We start from the raw sequence: 20,917 nt of genomic DNA on the forward strand, positions 1-20,917 counted from the left end.
CCCACGAAAATGAAACATAATATTATTGTTGAACGACATTCCACAATATGTATAGTTGCAGCAACAGGGAGGGACGAAGCGTGGATTATGCCTGCGACCGCTATATGCAATCGATGACGGCCGGACTTCATCCGGCTGCCGGCATGCCCGTTGCCCCAGTCGTCATTGTCTGCGGCGCGACCTGCAGCCTCGTCGCTGTTTCAGCGGCCAGGAGAGAGATGGCATGAGCCGTATCCTCGTTACCGGTGGCACCGGATTCGTCGGCGCCCGCACTGTTGCGGCGCTGCTGGCGGCCGGCCACGATGTGCGCATCTTCGACCTTTCGCCGCAGTCATACACGGCACCACTTGCACCGCTGGATATCGTCGCCGGTGACATCACCGATGCCGCCGCCGTCACGCGCGCGGCACAAGGTTGCGACGGAATCGTCCATCTTGCCGGGCTGATGACCGTGGATTGCGCCCGAGATCCGATCCGCGGCGCGACCGTGAACCTGATCGGCAGCCTGAATGTCCTTCAGGCGGCAGCACCGCGGCGCCTACCTGTCGCCTACCTCAGCACGGCAGGCGTCTTCGGGCCCGCAGACGCCGTGCATCCACAGCCCTCAACGATCTACGGCACCACCAAGCTTGCTGTTGAGGGCGTGGCCCGCAGCTTTCACCTCGATCATGGCGTGCCTAGCCTTGGGCTGCGCCCCTACATCATCTACGGCCCCGGCATCAGTTCCGGCATTGCGGCCGGGCCGTCCATTGCGCTTGCTGCCTCGGTGCGGCGGGAGCCGGCTACCATCCACTTCTCGGGCCGCGTCGGCTTCGTACACGTCGATGATGTGGCACGACTGCTTGCAGCCGCGATGAGCGTGTCGCTCGACAATGCGACTGTGCTGACCGTTGCCGGCGACACGGCCGGCATGGACGATTTTGTGCAGGAGCTCTCTCGCCAAAGCGGCTGGAACGGCGTCTCTATCGATGGCCCGCCGCTGCGCATTCCGGCGGAGCTTACATCGGATCCCGTCCCCACGGCTTTCGGACCGCAACCGGTCACCACCATCGCCGAGGGGATTGCCCGCTCGCTATCCGATCTGAAGGCACTCACCCATGAGCGCTGAGCCAGTGTACAAAAATCCAACGTTTCGTTCCTATCGTCCATTTTCGGGACGCGAACGACATGCTTGTATCATGAAGGGGTGCCGGTGCAGACATGCTGCCGGCATTGGGGGAGGACAGTGTGACTAAACCAATATCCGTTGACGGCGAGACGAAGGTGTTCCCGATCATCGGCCATCCGATCGGCCAAGTGAAATCGCCTGCCGCACTCAGCCAGATCATGGCAGACCGGGGCTTCAACGGCATCGTCGTGCCCGTCCATGTTCTTCCCGAGGATCTGGACGGCTGGCTGAGCCATGCGAAGGCAATGCGCAACGTCGGTGGTATCGTCGTCACCGTGCCTCACAAGGTGCCCAGCCTCGCAGTCTGCAATTCCACGACCGATCGTGCGAAGGCATCCGCTGCGGTCAACATCATGATCCGCGACGGGGATGAATGGATTGGCGACGCGACCGATGGTCATGGCTACATGGACGGCATCGAGGCCGAAGGCCTCGTGATTGAGGGCAAGACGGCCCTTCTGATAGGTACGGGTGGAGCGGGCTCTGCCATCGCCTACGAAATACTCGCCCGTGGCGCCTCGGAACTTGCACTCCATGACATCGACACCGGCCGGCGGGACGCTCTCATTGCCCGTCTGAACGAGGCATTTCCTGGGAAGGCACGCCCCGGCACCACAGACCCGCGTGGTTTCGCCTTGGTTGCACATGCCACCCCGTTGGGCATGCGCGAAGGTGATCCCCTGCCTGTCCAGACGGAACTCCTGACGGCCGAGCAGTTCGTGGCCGACGTGGTGACCCGGCCGGCAGTCCCGCCGCTGATCGCTGCTGCCCGAAAGAAAGGCTGCCGGACAATGCCGGGTTCCGGGATGTTCAACGCGCAGGCGGTGCTCCTGGCAGAAATGCTGATGGGTACACGCAAGATCGTCGTGTCAGCGGCGTGACGTTTATAATCGTTTATAATGAAGTGTGACCTGCAACAGGATGGGGCACACTATTCCAAGTGAATCTCGGAGCGGCGCTCGAGGAGGAGTGAATTCTACGGCCGAACCGCTTCGGCACCACAAGTCGCAAGCCCGGTCTGGATGACCGGTAAAGGGCTCGCTTCTACTAAATCAACCAAGGGAGGAAGATTAATGATCAAGAAACTACTATGCACGGCTGCGATGACAATGGTGCTCGGCATGACGCCCGCGCTCGCCGATCTCAAGATCGGCTCCATCGTCGAGCTGTCGGGTCCGGGTGCTGCAGCCGGCACCAACTTCCGCGACGGCGTGAAGATGGGCTTCGAGGAGATCAACGCCGATGGCGGCGTTCTCAAGGAAAAGATCGAGCTTCTGGAGTATGATACCCAGACCGACCCGCAGGTATCTCGCGCCTTGGTGCAGAAGGCCATCGACGACGGCGTGTATGCCATCACTGGAACGGTCTTCTCATCCTCCACCGTTGTGAACATGCTTGTTGCCAAGCAGGCGGGCATCCCGCAGTTCACCGGCTCCGAGGCCCCTTCGATCACCTCCATGAGCAACCCTTACATCTTCCGCACCGCCTTCGGTTCGCAAAAGGGCGTACCGAAGATGACAAGATACATGATCGAGACGATGGGTGTGAAGAAGGCAGCCGTTGTCTGGGCGAACACCGAGTTCGGCAAGGGCGGGCACACGGCGTTCGTCGATGCGATGAAGGAAGCCGGGATCGAAATCGTTACGGACATTCCGACGGAGCAGGCTCAAACCGACTTCTCGGCCGATATCGTAAAGCTGAAAAGCAGCGATGCCGACGCCGCATTCATATACGTCACGGAAGAGGAAAGCGCACGCTTCTTGCGCGAGGCGGCCAAACAGGGTCTCAAAATACCACTGGTTGGCGAGACAACCCTGATCGGTCACAAGGTTATCGAACTTGCCGGCGAAGCCGCAAACGGTGCGATGGGACATGTCGGACTGACACCCGACGCCAACATTCCCGCCGTTACCGAAATGGTCGAGCGTTTCAAGGCGAAGTACAACTATACGCCTGACCACAACGCCATCAAAGGCTACACGGCCGCCTGGGCCATCAAGTACGTCACCGAGATGGTCGGCTCTCCGGACAGTCAGGCCATCGCCGAAAAGCTGCACGGGCTGACGCTGAACGCTGCGGAACACCCGGGCGTACTGATGGACGTCTCGTGGGACGAAACCGGCGAAATGTCGCGTGAGAGCTTCTTCGTCGAAGTCCAGGACGGCAAGCAGGTTGTCAAAGCCATCCTGCCCCCGAACTAAGCTCCCAAGGCTAACGTCGGGTGGGGAATTCCCCGCCCGGCGTGCGACCTTCTGATTTCGTAAAGCCGACCACAGCATGTGAGGACTTCATGGCCGAGCTTATCCAGATTCTTGTCTCCGGCCTTGCCGCCGGCTCCATCTACGCGCTGGCCGCCGTCGGCTTCACGCTTCTTTGGCAGGCATCGCAAACGATCAATTTCGCCCAGGGCGAGTTCGTCATGCTACCGGCATTCTTCGTGCTGGTTGGCATGACTGTGCTGGGCTTGCCCATGTGGCCCGCCATCGGGCTTGGTCTCGTCCTGTCGCTTCTCATCCTCGGCGTGGCCTTCAAGCGGCTGATCGTCGAACCCATGCTGCCGCACGGCACCCTGCCGCTCGTCATCGCAACGATCGCACTCGGCCTGCTCCTGAAGGAAAGCGTCAAGGAACTTTACGGCGCCACAGCCCAGCCATTTCCAGCGGTCTTTCCGCAGACGGTGTTCAACGTCGCCGGCGCCAGCGTTTCGATCCAGGACATAGGCAACCTCGTTGTCTCCATGCTGGCGATCGGTGGCTTGCAGCTTTTCCTCAACCGCACCCGCACGGGTCGCTGCATGCAAGCGAGCGCCCAGAACCCGGCAGTCGCCGAGATCCTCGGTGTGAACGTCAAGCGGATGGTGATGTACACCTTCTTGATCAATGCCGCGCTCGCCACGATCGCGTCGGTATTGATCTCGCCCATCTATCTCGCCAAGTTTTCGAACGGTGAGACCTTGGGCCTCGTCGCCTTCATCGCGGCCATCGTTGGTGGCTTCAATCAAATCCGCGGCGCCTTGGTGGGCGGCCTGCTGATTGGCGTGATCGACAACCTGTCGGCGCTCTACATCTCCGCCGAGTATCGCTCCGCGATGCCGCTCATTCTGCTCATTGCCATCATCCTGCTACGTCCGCAGGGCCTGCTCGGCACCCCGGAAGGGAGGACCGTATGACCAAACTTCAAGCCATCCTCGTTGCTCTCGGCGTAGCAATATTGCTCGTCGCGCCTGTCGGCCAGGGCAACTACATCATCTACACGCTCTGCTCCTGGCTCCTGTTCTCGATCTCGGCGATGGGCCTCAACCTCACGCTCGGCTATGCCGGACAAGTCAGCCTCGCACAGGCGGCCTTCATGGGCATCGGCGCTTACGTGACGGCATTGCTGACCCTCTCCGGTATCCACTGGGGCTTTGCAACCGTCATCTCGATCACGTCGAGCTTTGCCGTCGGCCTCGTGCTCGGTTATCCCGCCCTGCGGGTGCAGCACCATTTCCTCGCTTTCGTTACACTCGCATTCAACACGCTGCTCTTCCTTGTTCTGCGTAATGAGGAAGAGATAACCGGCGGGTCCTTCGGCCTCGTCGGCATGCCCCGCCCGTCGTTCTTCGGCATCACCACGGACAGCAACCTCTCGTTCTACTATTTCTCGCTGATCTGCTTTCTTTTCTCGGCCGGCGTGATGTGGTGGATCCTGCGTTCGCCATGGGGCCGCGCATTCAAGGCGCTCCGCGAGAACCCTATCCGCGCCGAGAGCCTCGGACTGAAGATCCGGCGCCAGACACTGCTCGCCTTCGCGATCGGGTCGGCCTTCGGCGGCTTTGCCGGCTCTCTTCAGGCGCCGCTCGTCCAGTTCATCGAGCCAGGCAGCTTCGCCCTGATCCATTCGCTGAAACTGCTGTTGATGGTCGTGGTTGGCGGATCCGGATTTTTCTTTGGTCCGATGCTTGGAGCTGCCGTCGTCATCCTGTTGCCGGAGGTCCTGCGTTTCACCGAAGGCTACTACCTCATCATCTATTCGTTCCTCGTCATCGTGCTGATGGTCTATTCGCCTAACGGCCTGATCGGTCTCGGCCATAAAATCATCGACAAGCTCCGTCCACGCCATGAAGCTCGGCGCGATATGCAACAAGGGGCCCAGCTATGAACGCACCCGTCCTTTCCGTCCGCAACATCTCAAAGCAGTTCGGTGGCATTCGCGCCGTGAGCGACGTCAGCTTCGATGTCCACAAGGGCGAGATCCTGGGGCTCATCGGCCCAAACGGCTCAGGGAAGTCAACACTCTTCAACTGCATCCTCGGGCAGCTGCGCCCGACCACCGGCCATGTCGAGATTAACGGCAAGCCGGTTGACAGGGTCCGTCCGGCGGACCTTTCGCTTCTGGGCCTGGGACGGACATTCCAGCAATTGTCCGTCTTCCCGAAGATGAGTGTCCTCGACAACATCATCCTGGCCGGCCAGGAACACGAAGGGACGATGCTGTCCCGGCTCTTTGGCAAGCCCGATGCCGGACTGACCGGAAAAGCCGAACAGCTTATCGAGTTCTTCCGCCTGACGCCCTACCGCGACACACCGGCAGGCTCGCTGTCCTACGGGCAGCAAAAGCTGGTGGATGCGGCCATGGCTTTCATGGCCGGACCTGGCATCGTGTTACTGGACGAGCCGGCGGGCGGGGTGAACCTGACCATGCTTACTCATCTGAAAGAACGGTTGATGACCTACAATATCGAACATGGCACGACCTTCGTCGTGATCGAGCACAATATGGAATTCGTCATGTCGCTGTGCACGCGGATCATCGTCCTGGCTCAGGGCGAGATCATCGCCGAAGGGAAGCCGGAGGAAATCCGCGCGAACCAGATGGTCATCGACGCCTATCTCGGAGGCTGACATGCTGGAACTCAAGAACGTCACGGGCGGCTACGGCCGGATCACCATCCTGAACGGAACATCCTTTACCATTCCGCAGGGTTCGATCACGACTGTCATCGGGCCCAACGGAGCGGGCAAGTCGACAGTCTTCAAGGCAATCTTCGGCCTGTTGAGCATCCAGTCCGGCGAGATTCTTCTGAACGGCGAGAACGTGACGAGGAAGACGGCCGCGGAGATGATTGCGAGAGGCGTCACCTATGTGCCGCAGGGGCGGAACGTGGTGCCGCAGCTCTCGGTCCTGCACAATCTCGAACTGGGAGGCATCACGTCGAAGGATCAGGCCCGGGTCAAGATGCGAATGGAGCAGGTGATGGACCAGTTCCCCATGCTACGCCAGCGCAAGGACCAGAAGGCGATCGAACTCTCGGGCGGTCAACAAAAGCAGCTCGAGATCGCACGCGCGCTGTTGCTTGACCCAAAGTTGATCCTCATCGACGAGCCTTCGATCGGCCTCTCTCCCAACCTGGTCCAGGAGGTTTTTCAGACACTGATCCGCCTTCGCGACCAAGGGGTAACAATCCTGATGGTCGAGCAGAACGCCAAGGCAGCGCTCGCCATGTCGGACTATGGACTGGTGCTGGAATTGGGCCAGACACGCATGTTCGACAAGGCATCCAGCCTGCTTGGCGACCCGAGGGTCGGGCAATTGTTCCTTGGCGGCCATATCGACGGTGCCGCCTGATCCAATGCCAGATAAGAAAAAGGCCCGGCGAACGCCGGGCCTTTTTTACTCGTACCACGAAGTCACTCAGGCCTCCGACGAGGCATCTCCGAAGTCTCCGTATGCCGTCCACCCTCCATCGACAGGAAGCACGATGCCGGTGATGCCTGAAGCCTCCGGCGAGGCCAGAAAGGCAATCGCAGACGCCACCTCATCAGGCGCAATCAGGCGGCCGATCGGCGTGCGGCGTCGAATAGCGGGAATGTCGATCCGTCCGGAGTCGGAAAGTTTTCTTACCAGCGCTGTTTCGACGAAGGCTGGGGCCACGGCATTTACACGCACACCGTGGTGTGCCCATTCGCATGCCATCGAACGTGTCATCGCAACAATTCCGGCCTTTGCCGCGCCATAGGCGTTTCTTTTTGGCAGACCTGTCAGTCCGGCAATGGAGGACAGATTGACGATCGCTCCCCGGCCGCGTGCAATCATACCCTTGCCTATTTCCCGTGACATCAGAAAGGTGCCGACGAGATGCACCTCAAGCAGCTTGCGAAAAGCATCGATCTCCTGCTCCAAGGTAGGCAAGTGGCTGTCGCCGATACCTGCATTGTTGACGAGAACCTCGAAAGACGCAGTCCGAGCTATAGCTGCGACCTGCTCTTCGCAGGTCACGTCGCACGCGATACCGTGATGTTCGACGCCGAGCTCGCGCGCACGCAGCGCCGCTTTCTCACCGTCAAGATCCGCGATCGTGACGCGATATCCGGCCGCGGCCAGCTTGCATGCGGTGGCAAGGCCTATCCCGTCCGCTCCGCCGGTGACAAGGGCGTCACGCATAGCCGGGCCTCGGAACCAGACCCATGAGCGACTGGGACAGGCCTCCGTCCACGACGATATCCTGCCCGCTCACGTAGGCCGCTCTTTCGGACGCGAGGAAGAGAGCCAAATCGGCCATGTCCTCTGGCGACGCAATACGCCGCAGCGGCACCATCGCTTCGCGGCGCGCCTTTACATCGGGATCGGCATAGAACGGCGCAGACATCGGCGTGATGACCAGTCCGGGACTGATACAGTTCGAGCGGACCCCGCGAGGGCCCCACTCATGAGCCAATTGCCTCGACATCATGATGGTTGCGGCCTTCGAAGCCGAATAGGCCCCGCTCGCGGGCTGAGGTTGACTACCTGCGATGCTCGCGATGTGGATCAGGGCCCCTCGCCCGCGCGCCAACATTCCACGGCCAAAGGCTTGGGATGCCGTGAGGTATCCTGTCAGGTTGACCGTGAGCATTCCAGACCAATCGGCTTCCGACACCGTCTCCAGTGGGCCGGGACGCAGGATCGCCGCACTGTTGACCAGAATGTCCGCTCCACCTTCAGCCTCGACGCGCTCAGCTGCAGCCGCTATGTCCGCAGGCATCCCCAGATCACAGCGAAGCGCGAACGCACCATGACCGATGTCGGCTGCGATCGACGCGGCACGATCCACGTCCCTGTCAAGAAGCACCACCCGCACGCCGGCGCCGGCGAACGCTGTGCAAAGGGCGTGACCGATACCGCCGCCGGCACCGGTGACAACCGCAGTCTTTCCTTCAAGTCCCAACCAATTCATGCTGACTCCTCCTCATGCGTGTCGTCGAGTGAAATACCTGCCAGATAACGGCCGGTGAGCCAGCCAAAGGTCATCGCCGGCCCCAGCGTTATGCCCGCACCCGGATAGTTGCCGCCCATGATCGAGGCGCGGTCATTGCCGACGGCAAACAGGCCCGGGATGACCCGTCCCTCACGGTCCAGGACCTCCCCCGGAACGGTTGTCTTCAGGCCGTCGAAAGTGCCAAGGTCTCCCATCTCAAGCCGGACCGCGTAGAATGGCCCCTGCTGCAGCGGGGCGACGGTAGGATTCGGCTTGTGATCCGGGTCTGCCAGATAGCGGTTGAACGAAGTCTCGCCCCTGCGGAACTGATCGTCGCGACCTTCGCGGGCTCCGCGATTGTAAGTCGTTACTGTTTCTTCGAGCCCTTTTTCATCGATCCCACAGGTTCTGGCCAGTTCCGAAAGCGTCCGCCCCTTCTTCAGGTATCCGGAGCGCAGCCAAAGCCCGAGCGGCATCGGTGCAGGCTTGGCATGGCCAAGACCATATTTGCGGATCGCTCGATGGTCGCAGATCAGCCAGGCCGACGCTTCGCCGGAGGCGATCATGGCGGCACCGACATCGTGGTAACTTTCACTCTCGTTCGTGAAGCGCCGGCCGTCGGCGAGAACCGCGATCATGCCGGGCTTGTAGCGGTCGAGCAGGTGCGGAAAAACGCCCTTTCCCGGGACACGACTGACCGGCATCCAAGCCGCCGCCTGCGGATATTCGGCATCGAAGGCGCCGCCTGCGTCCTCGCCAAGCCGAATACCGTCGCCAGCATTGCCGGATGGCACAGGCGAATGGTGATCACTGCCTGCCTTCAGGTGCGGATAGATGCCGGCGCGCCGGGCAAGATCCTGGGCATAGCCGCCGCAGGCGAGGACGACGCCGCGTTTCGCGACGATCGTCCGTGGGACAGCGCCGCCGACTTCGGCCCCAATGACGGCTCCCCCCTCCTTCACCAGGCGCAAGGCCGGCGTTTCGGTGAGTATCGGTATTCCGAGATCGAGGCAGCTCTTCACCAACCGCGCCGCCAGAGCATTGCCGCTCGTGACCTGTACGCCCCGGCCGTGACGCATCACTTCGCCCGCATGGGCAAGCAATCGCTTCACCACATAGGAGAACGAGGAAGCCGATTTTGTTACATTGAAAAAGTGTTTGATGTCAGCGTTGGACGAGTTGAACATCATCCCCATGAAGGTGATGGTCGACAGCGGCGGCCGCAGCCGCCTGAGTTCACCTCCAAGCACGCTCGAATCGAACGGTGCTGCCAGAACGGAACGCCCCACATCGACGCCGCCTTCCACTGTCGGGTGATAGTCCGGATACAGGGTCGGCACGAACCTGACCTCTGTCTCGCGTTCGAACCAGTCAAGCATGCGCGGGCCCGCTTTCAGAAAAGCCTCCACGGCACGGGGCTGATACCAGTTGCCTGTCTCTGCTCGCATGTAGCGCAGGGCTGCCTCCGGCGTGTCGTCCGGATTGTTTTTCTTCCCGTGGCTATTCCCAGGTATCCACAGCACACCGCCCGAAAACGCCGTGGTGCCACCAAAAACGGCCTCTTTCTCGATGACGAGCACAGACAGGCCGTGCTTCTTGGCGGTGATTGCGGTCGCAAGTCCGCCGGCCCCCGACCCAATGACCAGCACGTCGCATTGCCTGTCGTCCGCCATCTTCTCTTCCTCTCCCAGACATCCTTCCTATTGCTATCGTTCAGGCGTGCACGTCACCAATGGACGGAACCGTGCGATTGTTGCACAATTCGGCCGACACTTACCGGAGGAGGAAGAATGGGTGGCGAGGTAATGGGCGGCATCCCTCACTACTATCTGTATGGAGATCAAGGGACAGACGTCGAGCTCGACTTTCTGAACATCGAAGCGATCCACGATCGAAGCGGGCCGCACGATTGGAGGATTCGTCCGCATGCTCATCCCGATCATCTGCAGATCCTGGTCGTGCGCGAAGGCGGCGGGACCATTCGGATGGAAGACAGCGCTTTGCCTATACCCGCTCCCAGCATTCTTGTCGTTCCGGCCGGTATCGTGCACCAGATCGACTTTGATCGAGGTACGGACGGTTTCGTGGTAACGGCGGCTCTCGGCTGCCTAAAGACAGCCTCGTCAGGCGATCCCCGGCTGCTGCAGGCTGCAGGACGGCCAGCCGTCTATGCTCTGGACGGGACCGGCATCAGTATTCCAGCGGTCAACGACACCTTCCATTGGCTCCATCGCGAGTATATCTGGTCTGCACCGGGTCGTCGGACAGCGATCATGGCGCAGTTCATGCGCATTCTTGTGGTCGTGTTCCGCCTCAGCATCACTCACCAAAACCTCGGCATCGTGACCCCAGACCGAGACTACGATCTGCTTGTCCGCTATCGGGCTCTACTTGAAGTACACTTTCGCACCAGACGCTCACTGGCTTTCTACGCCGACCTTCTTGCGGTAACGTCGGCGCGCCTCAACGCTGCATGCAAGACCCGGACGGGAAAGACCGCTTCCGATCTTCTCTACGAGAGGATTATCGTCGAGGCAAAGCGCTATCTCATCTATACGGAGAGCACCGTTGCACAGGTTGCCCATCTGATCGGCTTCGACGACCCGGCCTATTTCAACCGCTTTTTCGCACGCCGCGCCGGCGTGTCGCCAGGAGCGTTCAGAAAGGAGACCACCAGCCTCGAAAGCTAGGAACGGAGAATGTCCAACTTTTCAACCACTCCGTCCATTTCCCGAGAGGCCGAGATGGTCAAAGTTGGGGCCCATGACAAATAGCACGATGATCCACGAGTGGCGCACCTACCGCCTGAAGCCCGGAGCAGCCGGTCGATATCTGACCCTCTTTGCCGAGCGCGGCTTGCCGCTGGTCACGAAGCATCTTCCCCTCATGGGCTACTGGCTTGCTGAAACGGGGCCATTGAACGTCATCCATCATCTGTGGAGCTACGCCGACTGGTCCGAGCGCGAGACCCGCCGCGCGGCGCTTGTACAGGAGGCCGAATGGATCGATGGCTTCATCGCTCCGGCCTTTGCGCTCGTTGAAGAGCAGCACAACCAGCTTCTACGGCTCTCGGCCACATCATCTGTGTTCGAAGCGGCATTGGCGGACCGTTGTACTGTCCGATCTGCCGCTCCCGGCGCCGCGCTTTTCGCCGCCGACTGCGCAGCACTTGTCACTGGGGCTTCTCCCGGTGGTTCAATCGCAACCTGGCAGCAACTTGCTGGCTCGCGCCCACAGCCGATAAGCCTTCAGCCTCGCATGTCAGACCCACTCGCCGCCGCTCGTGATGCGCATGGCGACTATACCGTGTTGCGGCCACTCGCGTTCTCGCCGCTCTGATCGTGCAGTCGGGCACGACTAGCTGCCGGGCATAAAGCCGTACGCTGGATCGCTCGCGACCTGACGGTTCTAGCTTTGCAAGCGATCACTCGGTTTGCAGAGGAAGCAAAGCTCGCTATGCACTGGTGCCGTCAGCCCGGCGAAGATTATCGCCCCGTCATAGGGCATCACAATATCGCTGCCATCTGCACGTTTCCCGATAATCTGCCCTTCTGCGACTGGTTCGCCGGTAGTGAATTGTTTTACGAGATAGTCGTCGTCATGATCGGCGAGAACGGCATCGCAGATTTCCAGAACGCGCGGTGTTTTGGCCTTTGGCCCCACCTCGGCAATCATCCCAAGAGCCGCCATTCCCTTGACGACGCAGTCATAACCGACCTGGGGCCCCTTCGGATCGAGATGCTGGCCGCATTCAACGGTAACTCCGTAGCCACCGGCAAAACGCATATATTCCGTGGTGCCTATGCCATGCAAAGACGACAGGCCTTCGGTTACCCCTGCTTCATGCTTCTGCTTCAACGCCTTTTCATGCGCAGGCAGCCAGCCATATACAACGAGCGGCAAATCAAGCGCTTTTACCAGTTTCTCCTCGGCCTTCTCGTGTGCGAAAGGCTCCAAAGCGCCGCAGTTGTCCTGTGGGCCTATAAGGGCGAGGGCTTCCCCTTCCGAACTGAACGAATGCAGATCGATCAGGACATCATGGGCGCGCAGCAAGGGGCAAATAATATTCGCCACGCGATCTTCATTGTCTTGCGGGATGGCACTTTCCGATAGATCCCGATTAAAATTACGGTCTCCAATGCGCGTATTGTTGCGAAAGGCCAGCCCGTTGACCACCGGCACAAAAGTGACGGTACCGGATTCCAGCTCCCTTTGACCTGTGCGGAACTCGTTAATCAAGCGGTTGATCGCATAAGGGCCTGATGGCTCATTGCCATGGACGGACCCTGTAACAATCAGGCGAGGTCCCGGTTTCATGCCGTGGAAAGTAACGGATTCAACGGATTTTGGGGGAGCGGCAACAAAGGGTACAAGCGGCGTCACCGGATCATCAATTGAAGTAATATCGATAACCATGCCTGGACGTGCACGCCGTGCCAGCTCCATCAAATGTTCATGCGCCACCACCACGCAGCCAGACGTGCCGCTGAAATCCGGCCGTGCCGTATGCATGAAAATGGCCGATCCTCCGCGAGCGCCAGGCAGTGCATCGTTCCACCCAACAGGGATGATCAGATCAAGTAACCTTTCACCACGGCGTGAAGCCTGGGTCTCATCCGTTTCAAATACCAGCTGATTATAGAAAGGACTGTCCGCGTCTTCCACCCAACGGTAATTTTCGGGCTTTGGCAAAAACGGAAAATCGAAACCGCGAGGCTCGTCGCCGAAAACCGTCGGATCATAAAAACCATACCGCAAAGGGTGCCGACCGCGCGGCGTTTTACCGTCGCCTTCGCGTTTCAATTGCGGATCCACAAGCCCGTTACGGCCAATGGCGCATTTGACGGTCCAGTCATCAATAGTCAGCAGACCAATATGCGGGTTTTGCGGATCCTGGCCCGTGCGCACAACAATTGTGGGCTGCTCGAGCGTGCCGACCATAAACGGGTTTTGACTCATGAAATTAGCCTTGCTCTAGCAAATGACAGCGGGCCCGGTGAAATTGGTCACCGGCAGAATTTGTGAATGACGGGATATCGCCCTCGCGACATTTATCGGATGCGGACGGGCAACGGGGATTGAAAGCGCAGCCTGGCGGGGGATTAAGAGGTGACGGCGCTTCACCCTGCATCCGGCGCTGGCGCATTGTGGGAGCCAATGGATCCGGAATGGAGGCAATCAAGGCCTGTGTGTAGGGATGCAGCGGACTGGTGAAAATATCACTCCAGACGCCCTCTTCAACGATGCGCCCCAGATACATCACCGCGATACGGTCGCTCATATGTTCCACGACACCCAGATCGTGCGAAATCATCAAAAGCGCGATGCCGAGTTCGTCTTTCAACTCCAGCAGCAGATTGATGATCTGTGCGCGGATCGATACGTCGAGAGCGGAAACGGGCTCGTCGCAGACAAGCAGTTTCGGTTTAACAATCAAGGCCCGCGCGATGCAGATACGCTGCCTTTGGCCACCCGAAAACTCATGAGGTTTACGGTCTGCCGCTTCAGGTTTCATTCCAACCTTGGCCAGCATTTCGATCACGCGGGCTTCGATCTCGATATTGTCTTTCAGGCCATGGAGACGCAAAGGCGCAGCGAGAGCATCGCGCACCGTACGACGCGGATTGAGCGAGGCAAACGGATCCTGAAACACCATTTGCACGTTGCGCGCCTGAGCAAGCGGGTCGTTTTTAACCGCAGTCGGTACGTCCTGCCCTGCCACATGCACGGAACCGGACGTGATTGGAGTGAGCCCCATGATGGCGCTAGCAAGTGTGGATTTTCCGCACCCGCTTTCCCCCACCAGACCAAGGCATTCACCCGCGTTTATGGACAGATCGATACCATTGACCGCCTTGAGCGCCTTTTTTCGGAAGCCTTCGCGAACAGAATAATGAATGCTCAGATCACGAATGGCCAGCACTTCGGCAGTGTTGGCATTTGTATGCAACGACGGGATGACCTGTTCACTCATGATGGAAGCACCTAATCGAACCCAGTTCATCAAGGGGGGCTACAGGTGGCATCAACGCCCTGCATTCATCGGTGACACGCAGACAACGCGAAGCAAAACCGCAGCCGATATCGCGTTCCATCAAGCCCGGAACAACACCTTTGATCTCTGTTAATCGTGAGCGCCCTTCCTGCAAGCGACGGCCAAGACGCGGCAGCGAGGCGACAAGCCCTTGCGTATATGGATGGCGTGGATCGGTAAAAATCTGTCCGGCCGGACGCTGCTCGACAATGTGGCCGGCGTACATGACCGCCACCCGATGGCACATGCGCGCGACAAGTCCCAGATCATGCGAGATCATTAAAACTGCCGTGCCCCGCGCCGTGCACAGTTCAAGTATCAGTTCGACGATTTCCGCCTGAATGGTCACGTCCAGTGCGGTTGTCGGCTCATCGGCAATTAGCAAAGCCGGATCGCAGGCCAGAGCAATCGCAATCATTACACGTTGGCGCATGCCACCGGAGAGCTGATGCGGGTAGTCCTTGATACGCCGCTCCGGGCTTGGAACCTGCACCTGCTCCAGTGCCTCGATGGCTTTCAAACGAGCCTGGCGGGCGCTCATGCCTTTATGCAGCACGAACATTTCGCCGATCTGGTCGCCGATTGTCATCAGAGGATTGAGCGAAGTCATCGGCTCCTGAAATATCATGGCCACACGATCACCGCGCAGACGCCGCAAATCCCTGTTGGACATGCGGTTTATGTCCTGCCCTTCCAGAAGCACCTGCCCCTGCGTGACATGCAACGGCTCGCGCAGCAAACCCGCAATTGTCAGGGCGCAAACACTCTTGCCGCAGCCAGACTCTCCGACAAGACCGAAAACTTCGCCGGCGCGAATAGAGAAACCGATCTGGTTTACAGCGGGAAAGTCCTGTCCCTTGGCGCGTAGTGCGATCGAAAGATTATCGACCTGCAGAATTGGATTGTCAGCCATCAGCGTTTTGACCTCCCGTGCGGATCAAGCAGGTCGCGCAAGCCGTCGCCCAGCATGTTGAAGCCGAGCACGGTGATGAAGAGCGCCAGACCGGGGAAGATCGCGACCCATGGCGCAACCATCAACTGGTCCCGTGCACGCGCCAGCATGCCTCCCCAACTCGGTGCTGGCGGAACGACACCCAATCCCAGAAAGGACAGTGAAGCCTCTGCCATGATGGCCGATCCGACACCCATAGTGGCAACAACGATGAGCGGCCCGCCAATGTTCGGCAGGATTTCACGCAGCATGATGTAGAATTTTCCAAAGCCGAGCGTACGCGCTGCCTGCACGTAATTTTGTGATTTCTGAGTCAGAACCTGCGCCCGTGAGATGCGACAGCTATAGGCCCAGTCCGTCAGTCCAAGGGCGATCAGCAGACTCGGCAAACCGGGTCCGAGTACCGCCATGAGAGCCAGTGCAAACACGATGGTCGGAATGGAAAGCATCAGATTTGTCAGGCTTTGCACGAATTCGTCCCACCAGCCACCGAGATAGCCTGCGGAAAGACCAAGCAAGACACCGATGCAGGTATTCATCATCTGAACGGCAAGCCCGATCAAAAGCGAGATACGCGCTCCATAGGCGATGCGTGAGAAGATGTCCCGGCCCTGCTCATCCGTCCCGAACCAGAACTGGGCGCTGGGCGCTTCTTCCGCATAGAGAAGATTGGAGTGGGAAACCGGATCGTAGTGGGCGATCCAAGGCGCGAATAGCGCCACTATAATAATGGTCACAAAGATTGTGAGCCCTATGACAAGATTGGAGCGAAACATCAGTGCTGCCTGTCCTGTTCGAAATATTTGCTTAACGGAGAGAGAGGCTTGTCCATCCTGGCTCAGCGATATCGAATGCGCGGATCTATCGCGAGATACGCAATATCGACGAGCGTGTTGATGATCAGAAAGAAGAGCACGATCACCAGAATGCATCCCTGAACCGTCGGTATGTCGCGCATGGAGACAGATTGCGTCAAAAGCGAACCAATACCCGGCCAAGCAAACAAATTCTCAATGACGACCGAGCCACCCAGCATGGAGCCGAACTGCAGGCCGATTGTCGTCAGCACCAATACGAAGGCATTGCGTGCCATATGCTTGGTAACGATACGGAATTCCGAATTGCCTTTTGATCTGGCCGTGCGGACAAAGTCAGCATTCATGGTTTCCAGCATCGCTGCACGGGTCGTGCGCGCCAAAAGCGCCATAGGCGCGATCCCCAGCGTCAGAGCAGGCAGCACCAGATTTTTGAAGTTGCCATTGCCGTAACCAAAAGTGGGCAGCCATCCCAGCTTGAGTGAAATGAAATACATGGCCAGCAGCCCGAACCAGAACGCAGGCAAGGAGAGGCCGGAAACAGCGGTAATCATAGCGGTCGTGTCCAGCCATGTGCCCTGGCGTACTGCAGCCAGAAAGCCGAGCGGCAAGCCTATGATGATGGCAAAGGCGATGGCGGCAACGGCAAGTCTGAAGGAGGCAGATATGCGACTGGACAGCATGGCGGTCACAGGACGTTGCGTGGAAAAGGACTTACCGAGATCACCTCTTGCAAGCCCTGTGATGTAATTGCCGAACCGCTGCAGCAACGGATCATTCAGGCCCAGTTCTTTTTCGATGCGTGCGGTAACCGCCGGGTCAATGTCGCGCTTGTCACTGGAAAGCGATGAGACAAACGTGCCGGGCATGACGCTGAATAGAAAAAAGACCAGCGTTATTGCAGCAAAAACCGTCACCAGAGATTGTAGCAGTCGCCTGCCAATCACCATCAACATAAGAATATCCATAAATCGTGTTCTGATCGGAAGCTGACAAAAGCGGCCAATGCTTACCCATACACGGAAAATCCGACTTGTCGGGAAATGTCGAGCCTGGGCTTTTCAGCTTGCGGGCTGATGTTCCGGCAGTCTGGCAAAACGCCAAACTGCCGGAGCGGATCAACAGCTCAATTAACGACCAGGCGCATCATCGCCGAGCCAAAGCGAATCTACTTCAATAATCGCAGCTTCGGTCACATTGGCGTCGACACCGTGAATCCATGGCTGAATGGCCACGACTGCCTTGTTGTAGTTGTGGAACCAGACAGGCGCCTGCTCAAAAATGTAGGCGTCTGCCTTCTTCAAAAGCTCGATACGCTTGACCGGATCCGATTCGGCCGAGGCCGCATCCAGTATTGCGTCATAAGCAGGATCTTTGAAGGCGCTGCGGTTACAGCCCGAACGGCCTACACGGCTGTCAAAGCAGCGCAAGGTGGTGAGCGGATCAGGTCCGGTGCCAGCGGAGCGAAACCATGCCAAGGCTGATCCCTGATCCATTTCGTCAACAAGCGTATTGGAATCGATGACCTTGGCCTTGGCAGTGATGCCGACCTCTTTGAGGAATGGCATCATGGCTTCCAGGACACCGAGGCTCGACGTAGCTTCCAGCACGGATACTGTCACTTCAAAGCCATCAGCATAACCGGCTGCGGCCAGCAGTTCCTTTGCCTTGGCCGGGTCATACGGATATGGCGCGCGGTCTTTGTCAAATGCCGGGGATGTCGCCGGTAGCCAGCCAGTCGCTTTATAGGCTTTGTCTTTGAGAAGTTTGCGGATGATGATGTCACGATCAACAGCATAGTTGATCGCCTGACGCACACGTATATCGTCGAATGGCTTCCTTTCAGTGTTCATGCCCATATGGCGGGTGAACACTTCCGAAATTTCGATCAGGCCCTTGGAAAGCTCCGGATCAGCCTTGTAGAGAACATAGGCGTTTTCTGACAGAACAGTTGCATCCAGCTCACCGGCACGAAATGCCATGTCGAGCGCGCTATTGTCGCCGGAGATGGTGAAATCCACCGCATCGGCATAAGGCTTGCCTTGCTTGAAATACTTGTCGAATTTTTTACCGGAGATTTTTGAACCTTCGACATGATCTTCAAAAACGAATGGCCCAAGACCGACCGGATGGGTAAGGAAATTCTCACCTTCCACTTCTTCCTTTGGCAGAATGGCCGTGATTGCTTCGAATAATTGCGTACCCGGATCGAGAAGATCCTTGAATGTCAGCGAAAATGTACGGTCATCAATCTTTTTAATGCCGACGATCTCCTTAGCTTCACCCTTGGAATATTCTTGCGCGCCGACGAGTGTGCCGACCTGTACCGCGCCCGGATAGCCCTTCGCCGGATCCATGACACGCGTATAGGACCAGACGACGTCGTCTGCCGTCAGATTGCGGCCATTGTGGAAGTATATGTTGTCAAAAAGCTTATACGTGAAGGTTTTACCGTCTTCGCTGGTCTCCACCAGTTCAGCCAGATCAAGAGCTGGCGCATTCTTGGCAGAATCCCATGTGTAGAGGGATCGATGAAACGCCTTGGACACCACCATGTCCTGCGAGGTGTAAGTCGCATGCGGATCAAGGCTTTTGAGAGCAGCACCATAGGGCGCTGCCAAATGCAGCGTGCCACCTGGCTTCGGCTCATCTGCCCAGACAGAACTTGCAGGAATGGCTGCAAACAGCGCTGCAGTCATAAGCGCGGATTTCATAACAGATCGATAGTACATGACGTCCCCTTTTTTGATTTATTAGGTCTCAATTTTGGAAGGCATACCGGTAAAAGAGTTGCGCAAAATTGGGCAGGAAGCTCTTGTCATTGGCTGACCATTCTCCGTCGCACATCACACAGAGAATGAAACTTCTGCCGTCAGGTGTTTCCCCGTAAACCAAATCGTGTCTGGTCCATGATGTATGACCTGCTTTCGACCACGTCATGACATCCCGTGGCAAACCCTCGACCAAAAAACCACGGACCTGATCGCCCTCAGGATCAGCACCATTGGAATGGCGCTGAAACTCGCGGTTCATCAAACCCATCATCCAATCGGAACGCGCACGCGCACCGCGCGCAATGTCGTGCATCAACGTCCCTGCAGACAGGGCTGTGAGCAGGTTGCCATTTTTGCCATTGCGGATCTGCTTGGCGCGGCCGTAGGGGCTGTCCTCATACGTACCATGCAGTACGTTGATGCCTGCAAATTCAGAACGATTCTGTGATTCATACCATTGCTGAACACGGTGGCGCGCCGCACACCATGCTTCAAGCTCCTCTCCCTGCAGGGGCGCCCCATCATCTGCGCCGGTCAGGCGTCCGACCAGATAGACCGTGGCTTCATTGGAGGAGATTGCCATCATCTGTTCAGCGGCACGATCGTCTTCGGCGTGCTCGCCCAGTGCGCCTGTCTCGCGGAAGGCAGCTAGGGCATCCAGAAAGAACAGCTTTACGACACTGGCCGGATAAATCGGCTTCGTTGCCTGATGCCCGAACCATGGGGAGTTCAGGAATTCGCCGGGATCTGCCAATCGTAAGGGAGCATCAAAAAGGCAGGAAGCAACGCTTACTCGACCTTCATCGAGAGAACCGTTGGTTGACTGCAATGCCTCCGAAAGCGCGCGTGCTGCCGGATGCGTCGCCGGTATTTGGGCCTTCGAACTCATTTCCGTTCCCCTACTTTTAAAGCAATCTAGTCATGGAAATTTGTTCGGTGATATAGAAACATCATTGGAACTTTATGCGCCCACGATATGATGTGGTAAAAATTGTCGCCATTTGTAAGGAAAGTCAGTGGGATCCGGCAAAGATCATATCAGCTTGCGCCAGGTGGAAATCTTTCGCGCGACGATGAAATTTGGCACCGTCACGGCTGCCGCGGCTGCCCTTGGTTCCTCTCAACCAACCATTACGCGTGAGTTATCAAGACTGGAGGAACATATAGGCTTTCGCCTGTTTGAGCGGCGCCTGCAAAGATTGGTGCCAACAGCCAGAGCCCTCAAGCTATTTGAGGAGGTGCAAGCATCATTCATCGGTCTGGACCGTATCAATGGCTTTATCGATCGCTTGCGCGATGCTTCGGAAGAAGTGCTGACCGTCGCTTCTCTGCCAGCCTTTGCGCAGACGATATTGCCCGAAGCGGTTGCGCGATTAAATGCTGCTCATCCCGATTTGACATTGAAGATCAGCACGGTCGATCCCCGCAACCAATCAGGCATTTCGGGCTTCAATTTTGATGTCGGTCTGATTGAGGACGTTTATACGCAAAGAGATGCGGAATCGCGCGTAATATGGGTATTCAAGCTTGTTGCCATCATGTCGCCGGATCATCCTCTGGCACAACATGACTACCTTGAGCCGCACCATTTTGAGGACATCAACTTCATCAGCCTCGGCTCCCAAGACCCTTATAGGCTGAGTGTGGAACGAATTTTCGACATGGCCGGGACAAAACGCCGGCTGTTTCTGTCATCACAATCAGCCAATAGCGTGTGCGAACTGGTGCTGAAAGGATTGGGCGTTTCAATCGTAAATCCACTCACCGCTCTAAGTTATGAGAAGCACGGCCTTGTCCTAAAGCCCTTTCTGCCCGCTCAGGATTTTGTCCTGTCCGTTCTACGTCCAATCAATCGACCTATCGTTGCAAGTTCTGATGCCTTGGTCGCACATCTCTCTCAAATATGCGCTGAAACACATCAGAAACTGGTTCGCGAACACTTGGCTCTTTGAGCAAAG

At 58.0% G+C, this 20,917-nt stretch carries 20 protein-coding genes; 10 read left to right on the forward strand and 10 right to left on the reverse strand.

The window, feature by feature from the left end; all coding sequences use genetic code 11:
* Positions 1-223: 223 nt before the first annotated feature.
* From LH464_RS18185 to LH464_RS18215, 7 genes are all read left to right on the forward strand, one after another.
* Positions 224-1,108, forward strand: a complete 885-nt coding sequence (locus LH464_RS18185) for an NAD-dependent epimerase/dehydratase family protein (protein WP_226787824.1) — start codon at positions 224-226, stop codon at positions 1,106-1,108.
* Between the two features lie 119 nt (positions 1,109-1,227).
* Positions 1,228-2,049 (forward strand): shikimate dehydrogenase family protein, encoded by an 822-nt coding sequence (locus tag LH464_RS18190; RefSeq protein WP_226787825.1) that lies wholly within the window; start codon positions 1,228-1,230, stop codon positions 2,047-2,049.
* Positions 2,050-2,241: 192 nt separating this feature from the next.
* Complete coding sequence (locus LH464_RS18195; RefSeq protein WP_226787826.1) at positions 2,242-3,369, forward strand: ABC transporter substrate-binding protein; 1,128 nt, start codon at positions 2,242-2,244, stop codon at positions 3,367-3,369.
* A gap of 89 nt (positions 3,370-3,458) precedes the next feature.
* Positions 3,459-4,337, forward strand: a complete 879-nt coding sequence (locus LH464_RS18200) for a branched-chain amino acid ABC transporter permease (protein ID WP_226787827.1) — start codon at positions 3,459-3,461, stop codon at positions 4,335-4,337.
* Positions 4,334-5,308: a branched-chain amino acid ABC transporter permease gene (locus tag LH464_RS18205; protein WP_226787828.1), complete on the forward strand. Its 975-nt coding sequence runs from the start codon at positions 4,334-4,336 to the stop codon at positions 5,306-5,308. Before LH464_RS18200 ends, LH464_RS18205 begins: the two co-directional genes overlap by 4 nt.
* The gene (locus LH464_RS18210) at positions 5,305-6,051 is read left to right on the forward strand and encodes an ABC transporter ATP-binding protein (protein WP_226787829.1); all 747 of its coding nucleotides are present in this window, start codon (positions 5,305-5,307) and stop codon (positions 6,049-6,051) included. Before LH464_RS18205 ends, LH464_RS18210 begins: the two co-directional genes overlap by 4 nt.
* Before the next feature lies 1 nt (position 6,052).
* On the forward strand, positions 6,053-6,775 hold the full coding sequence (locus tag LH464_RS18215) for an ABC transporter ATP-binding protein (protein ID WP_226787830.1): 723 nt from the start codon (positions 6,053-6,055) through the stop codon (positions 6,773-6,775).
* Between the two features lie 66 nt (positions 6,776-6,841).
* On the opposite strand, the gene LH464_RS18220 is transcribed toward LH464_RS18215, so the two are convergent.
* Genes LH464_RS18220 through LH464_RS18230 form a run of 3 tightly spaced genes read right to left on the reverse strand, consistent with a single transcriptional unit; the run spans position 6,842 to position 10,057 of the window.
* On the reverse strand, positions 6,842-7,591 hold the full coding sequence (locus tag LH464_RS18220) for an SDR family NAD(P)-dependent oxidoreductase (RefSeq protein ID WP_226787831.1): 750 nt from the start codon (positions 7,589-7,591) through the stop codon (positions 6,842-6,844).
* A complete protein-coding gene (locus LH464_RS18225; RefSeq protein ID WP_226787832.1) occupies positions 7,584-8,363 on the reverse strand; it encodes an SDR family NAD(P)-dependent oxidoreductase in 780 nt (259 codons plus the stop codon). Before LH464_RS18225 ends, LH464_RS18220 begins: the two co-directional genes overlap by 8 nt.
* The gene (locus LH464_RS18230) at positions 8,360-10,057 is read right to left on the reverse strand and encodes an FAD-dependent oxidoreductase (RefSeq protein WP_226787833.1); all 1,698 of its coding nucleotides are present in this window, start codon (positions 10,055-10,057) and stop codon (positions 8,360-8,362) included. The genes LH464_RS18225 and LH464_RS18230 overlap by 4 nt, the downstream gene beginning before the upstream one ends.
* 117 nt (positions 10,058-10,174) lie before the next feature.
* Between LH464_RS18230 and LH464_RS18235 the strand changes: the two genes are divergently transcribed.
* Both LH464_RS18235 and LH464_RS18240 read left to right on the forward strand, forming a co-directional pair.
* Positions 10,175-11,074, forward strand: a complete 900-nt coding sequence (locus LH464_RS18235; RefSeq protein WP_226787834.1) for a helix-turn-helix domain-containing protein — start codon at positions 10,175-10,177, stop codon at positions 11,072-11,074.
* A 73-nt stretch (positions 11,075-11,147) separates the two neighbouring features.
* Complete coding sequence (locus LH464_RS18240; protein WP_226787835.1) at positions 11,148-11,723, forward strand: NIPSNAP family protein; 576 nt, start codon at positions 11,148-11,150, stop codon at positions 11,721-11,723.
* Positions 11,724-11,792: 69 nt separating this feature from the next.
* Here LH464_RS18240 and LH464_RS18245 read toward each other — a convergent pair whose 3' ends face one another.
* The 7 genes from LH464_RS18245 to LH464_RS18275 form a co-directional block, all read right to left on the reverse strand.
* Positions 11,793-13,343 carry a L,D-transpeptidase family protein gene (locus tag LH464_RS18245; protein ID WP_226787836.1) on the reverse strand — a complete coding sequence of 517 codons (1,551 nt, stop codon included), beginning with the start codon at positions 13,341-13,343 and terminating at the stop codon, positions 11,793-11,795.
* 4 nt (positions 13,344-13,347) lie between these two features.
* Positions 13,348-14,358, reverse strand: coding sequence for an ABC transporter ATP-binding protein (locus tag LH464_RS18250; RefSeq protein ID WP_226787837.1), 1,011 nt, complete (start codon positions 14,356-14,358; stop codon positions 13,348-13,350).
* Complete coding sequence (locus LH464_RS18255; protein WP_226787838.1) at positions 14,351-15,331, reverse strand: ABC transporter ATP-binding protein; 981 nt, start codon at positions 15,329-15,331, stop codon at positions 14,351-14,353. Before LH464_RS18255 ends, LH464_RS18250 begins: the two co-directional genes overlap by 8 nt.
* Complete coding sequence (locus tag LH464_RS18260; protein WP_226787851.1) at positions 15,331-16,149, reverse strand: ABC transporter permease; 819 nt, start codon at positions 16,147-16,149, stop codon at positions 15,331-15,333. The genes LH464_RS18255 and LH464_RS18260 overlap by 1 nt, the downstream gene beginning before the upstream one ends.
* Positions 16,150-16,208: 59 nt before the next feature.
* Positions 16,209-17,141 (reverse strand): ABC transporter permease, encoded by a 933-nt coding sequence (locus LH464_RS18265; protein ID WP_226787839.1) that lies wholly within the window; start codon positions 17,139-17,141, stop codon positions 16,209-16,211.
* Positions 17,142-17,315: 174 nt separating this feature from the next.
* The gene (locus LH464_RS18270; RefSeq protein WP_226787840.1) at positions 17,316-18,917 is read right to left on the reverse strand and encodes an ABC transporter substrate-binding protein; all 1,602 of its coding nucleotides are present in this window, start codon (positions 18,915-18,917) and stop codon (positions 17,316-17,318) included.
* Between the two features lie 28 nt (positions 18,918-18,945).
* Complete coding sequence (locus tag LH464_RS18275) at positions 18,946-19,848, reverse strand: serine hydrolase (RefSeq protein ID WP_226787841.1); 903 nt, start codon at positions 19,846-19,848, stop codon at positions 18,946-18,948.
* A 127-nt stretch (positions 19,849-19,975) separates the two neighbouring features.
* On the opposite strand from LH464_RS18275, the gene LH464_RS18280 reads away from it, so the two are divergent.
* Complete coding sequence (locus tag LH464_RS18280) at positions 19,976-20,911, forward strand: LysR substrate-binding domain-containing protein (RefSeq protein WP_226787842.1); 936 nt, start codon at positions 19,976-19,978, stop codon at positions 20,909-20,911.
* Positions 20,912-20,917: the final 6 nt, after the last annotated feature.

Origin of the sequence: Pseudorhizobium xiangyangii, from assembly GCF_020531965.1 — a bacterium.
In the GTDB taxonomy this organism is placed as follows: Bacteria; Pseudomonadota; Alphaproteobacteria; order Rhizobiales; family Rhizobiaceae; genus Neorhizobium; species Neorhizobium xiangyangii.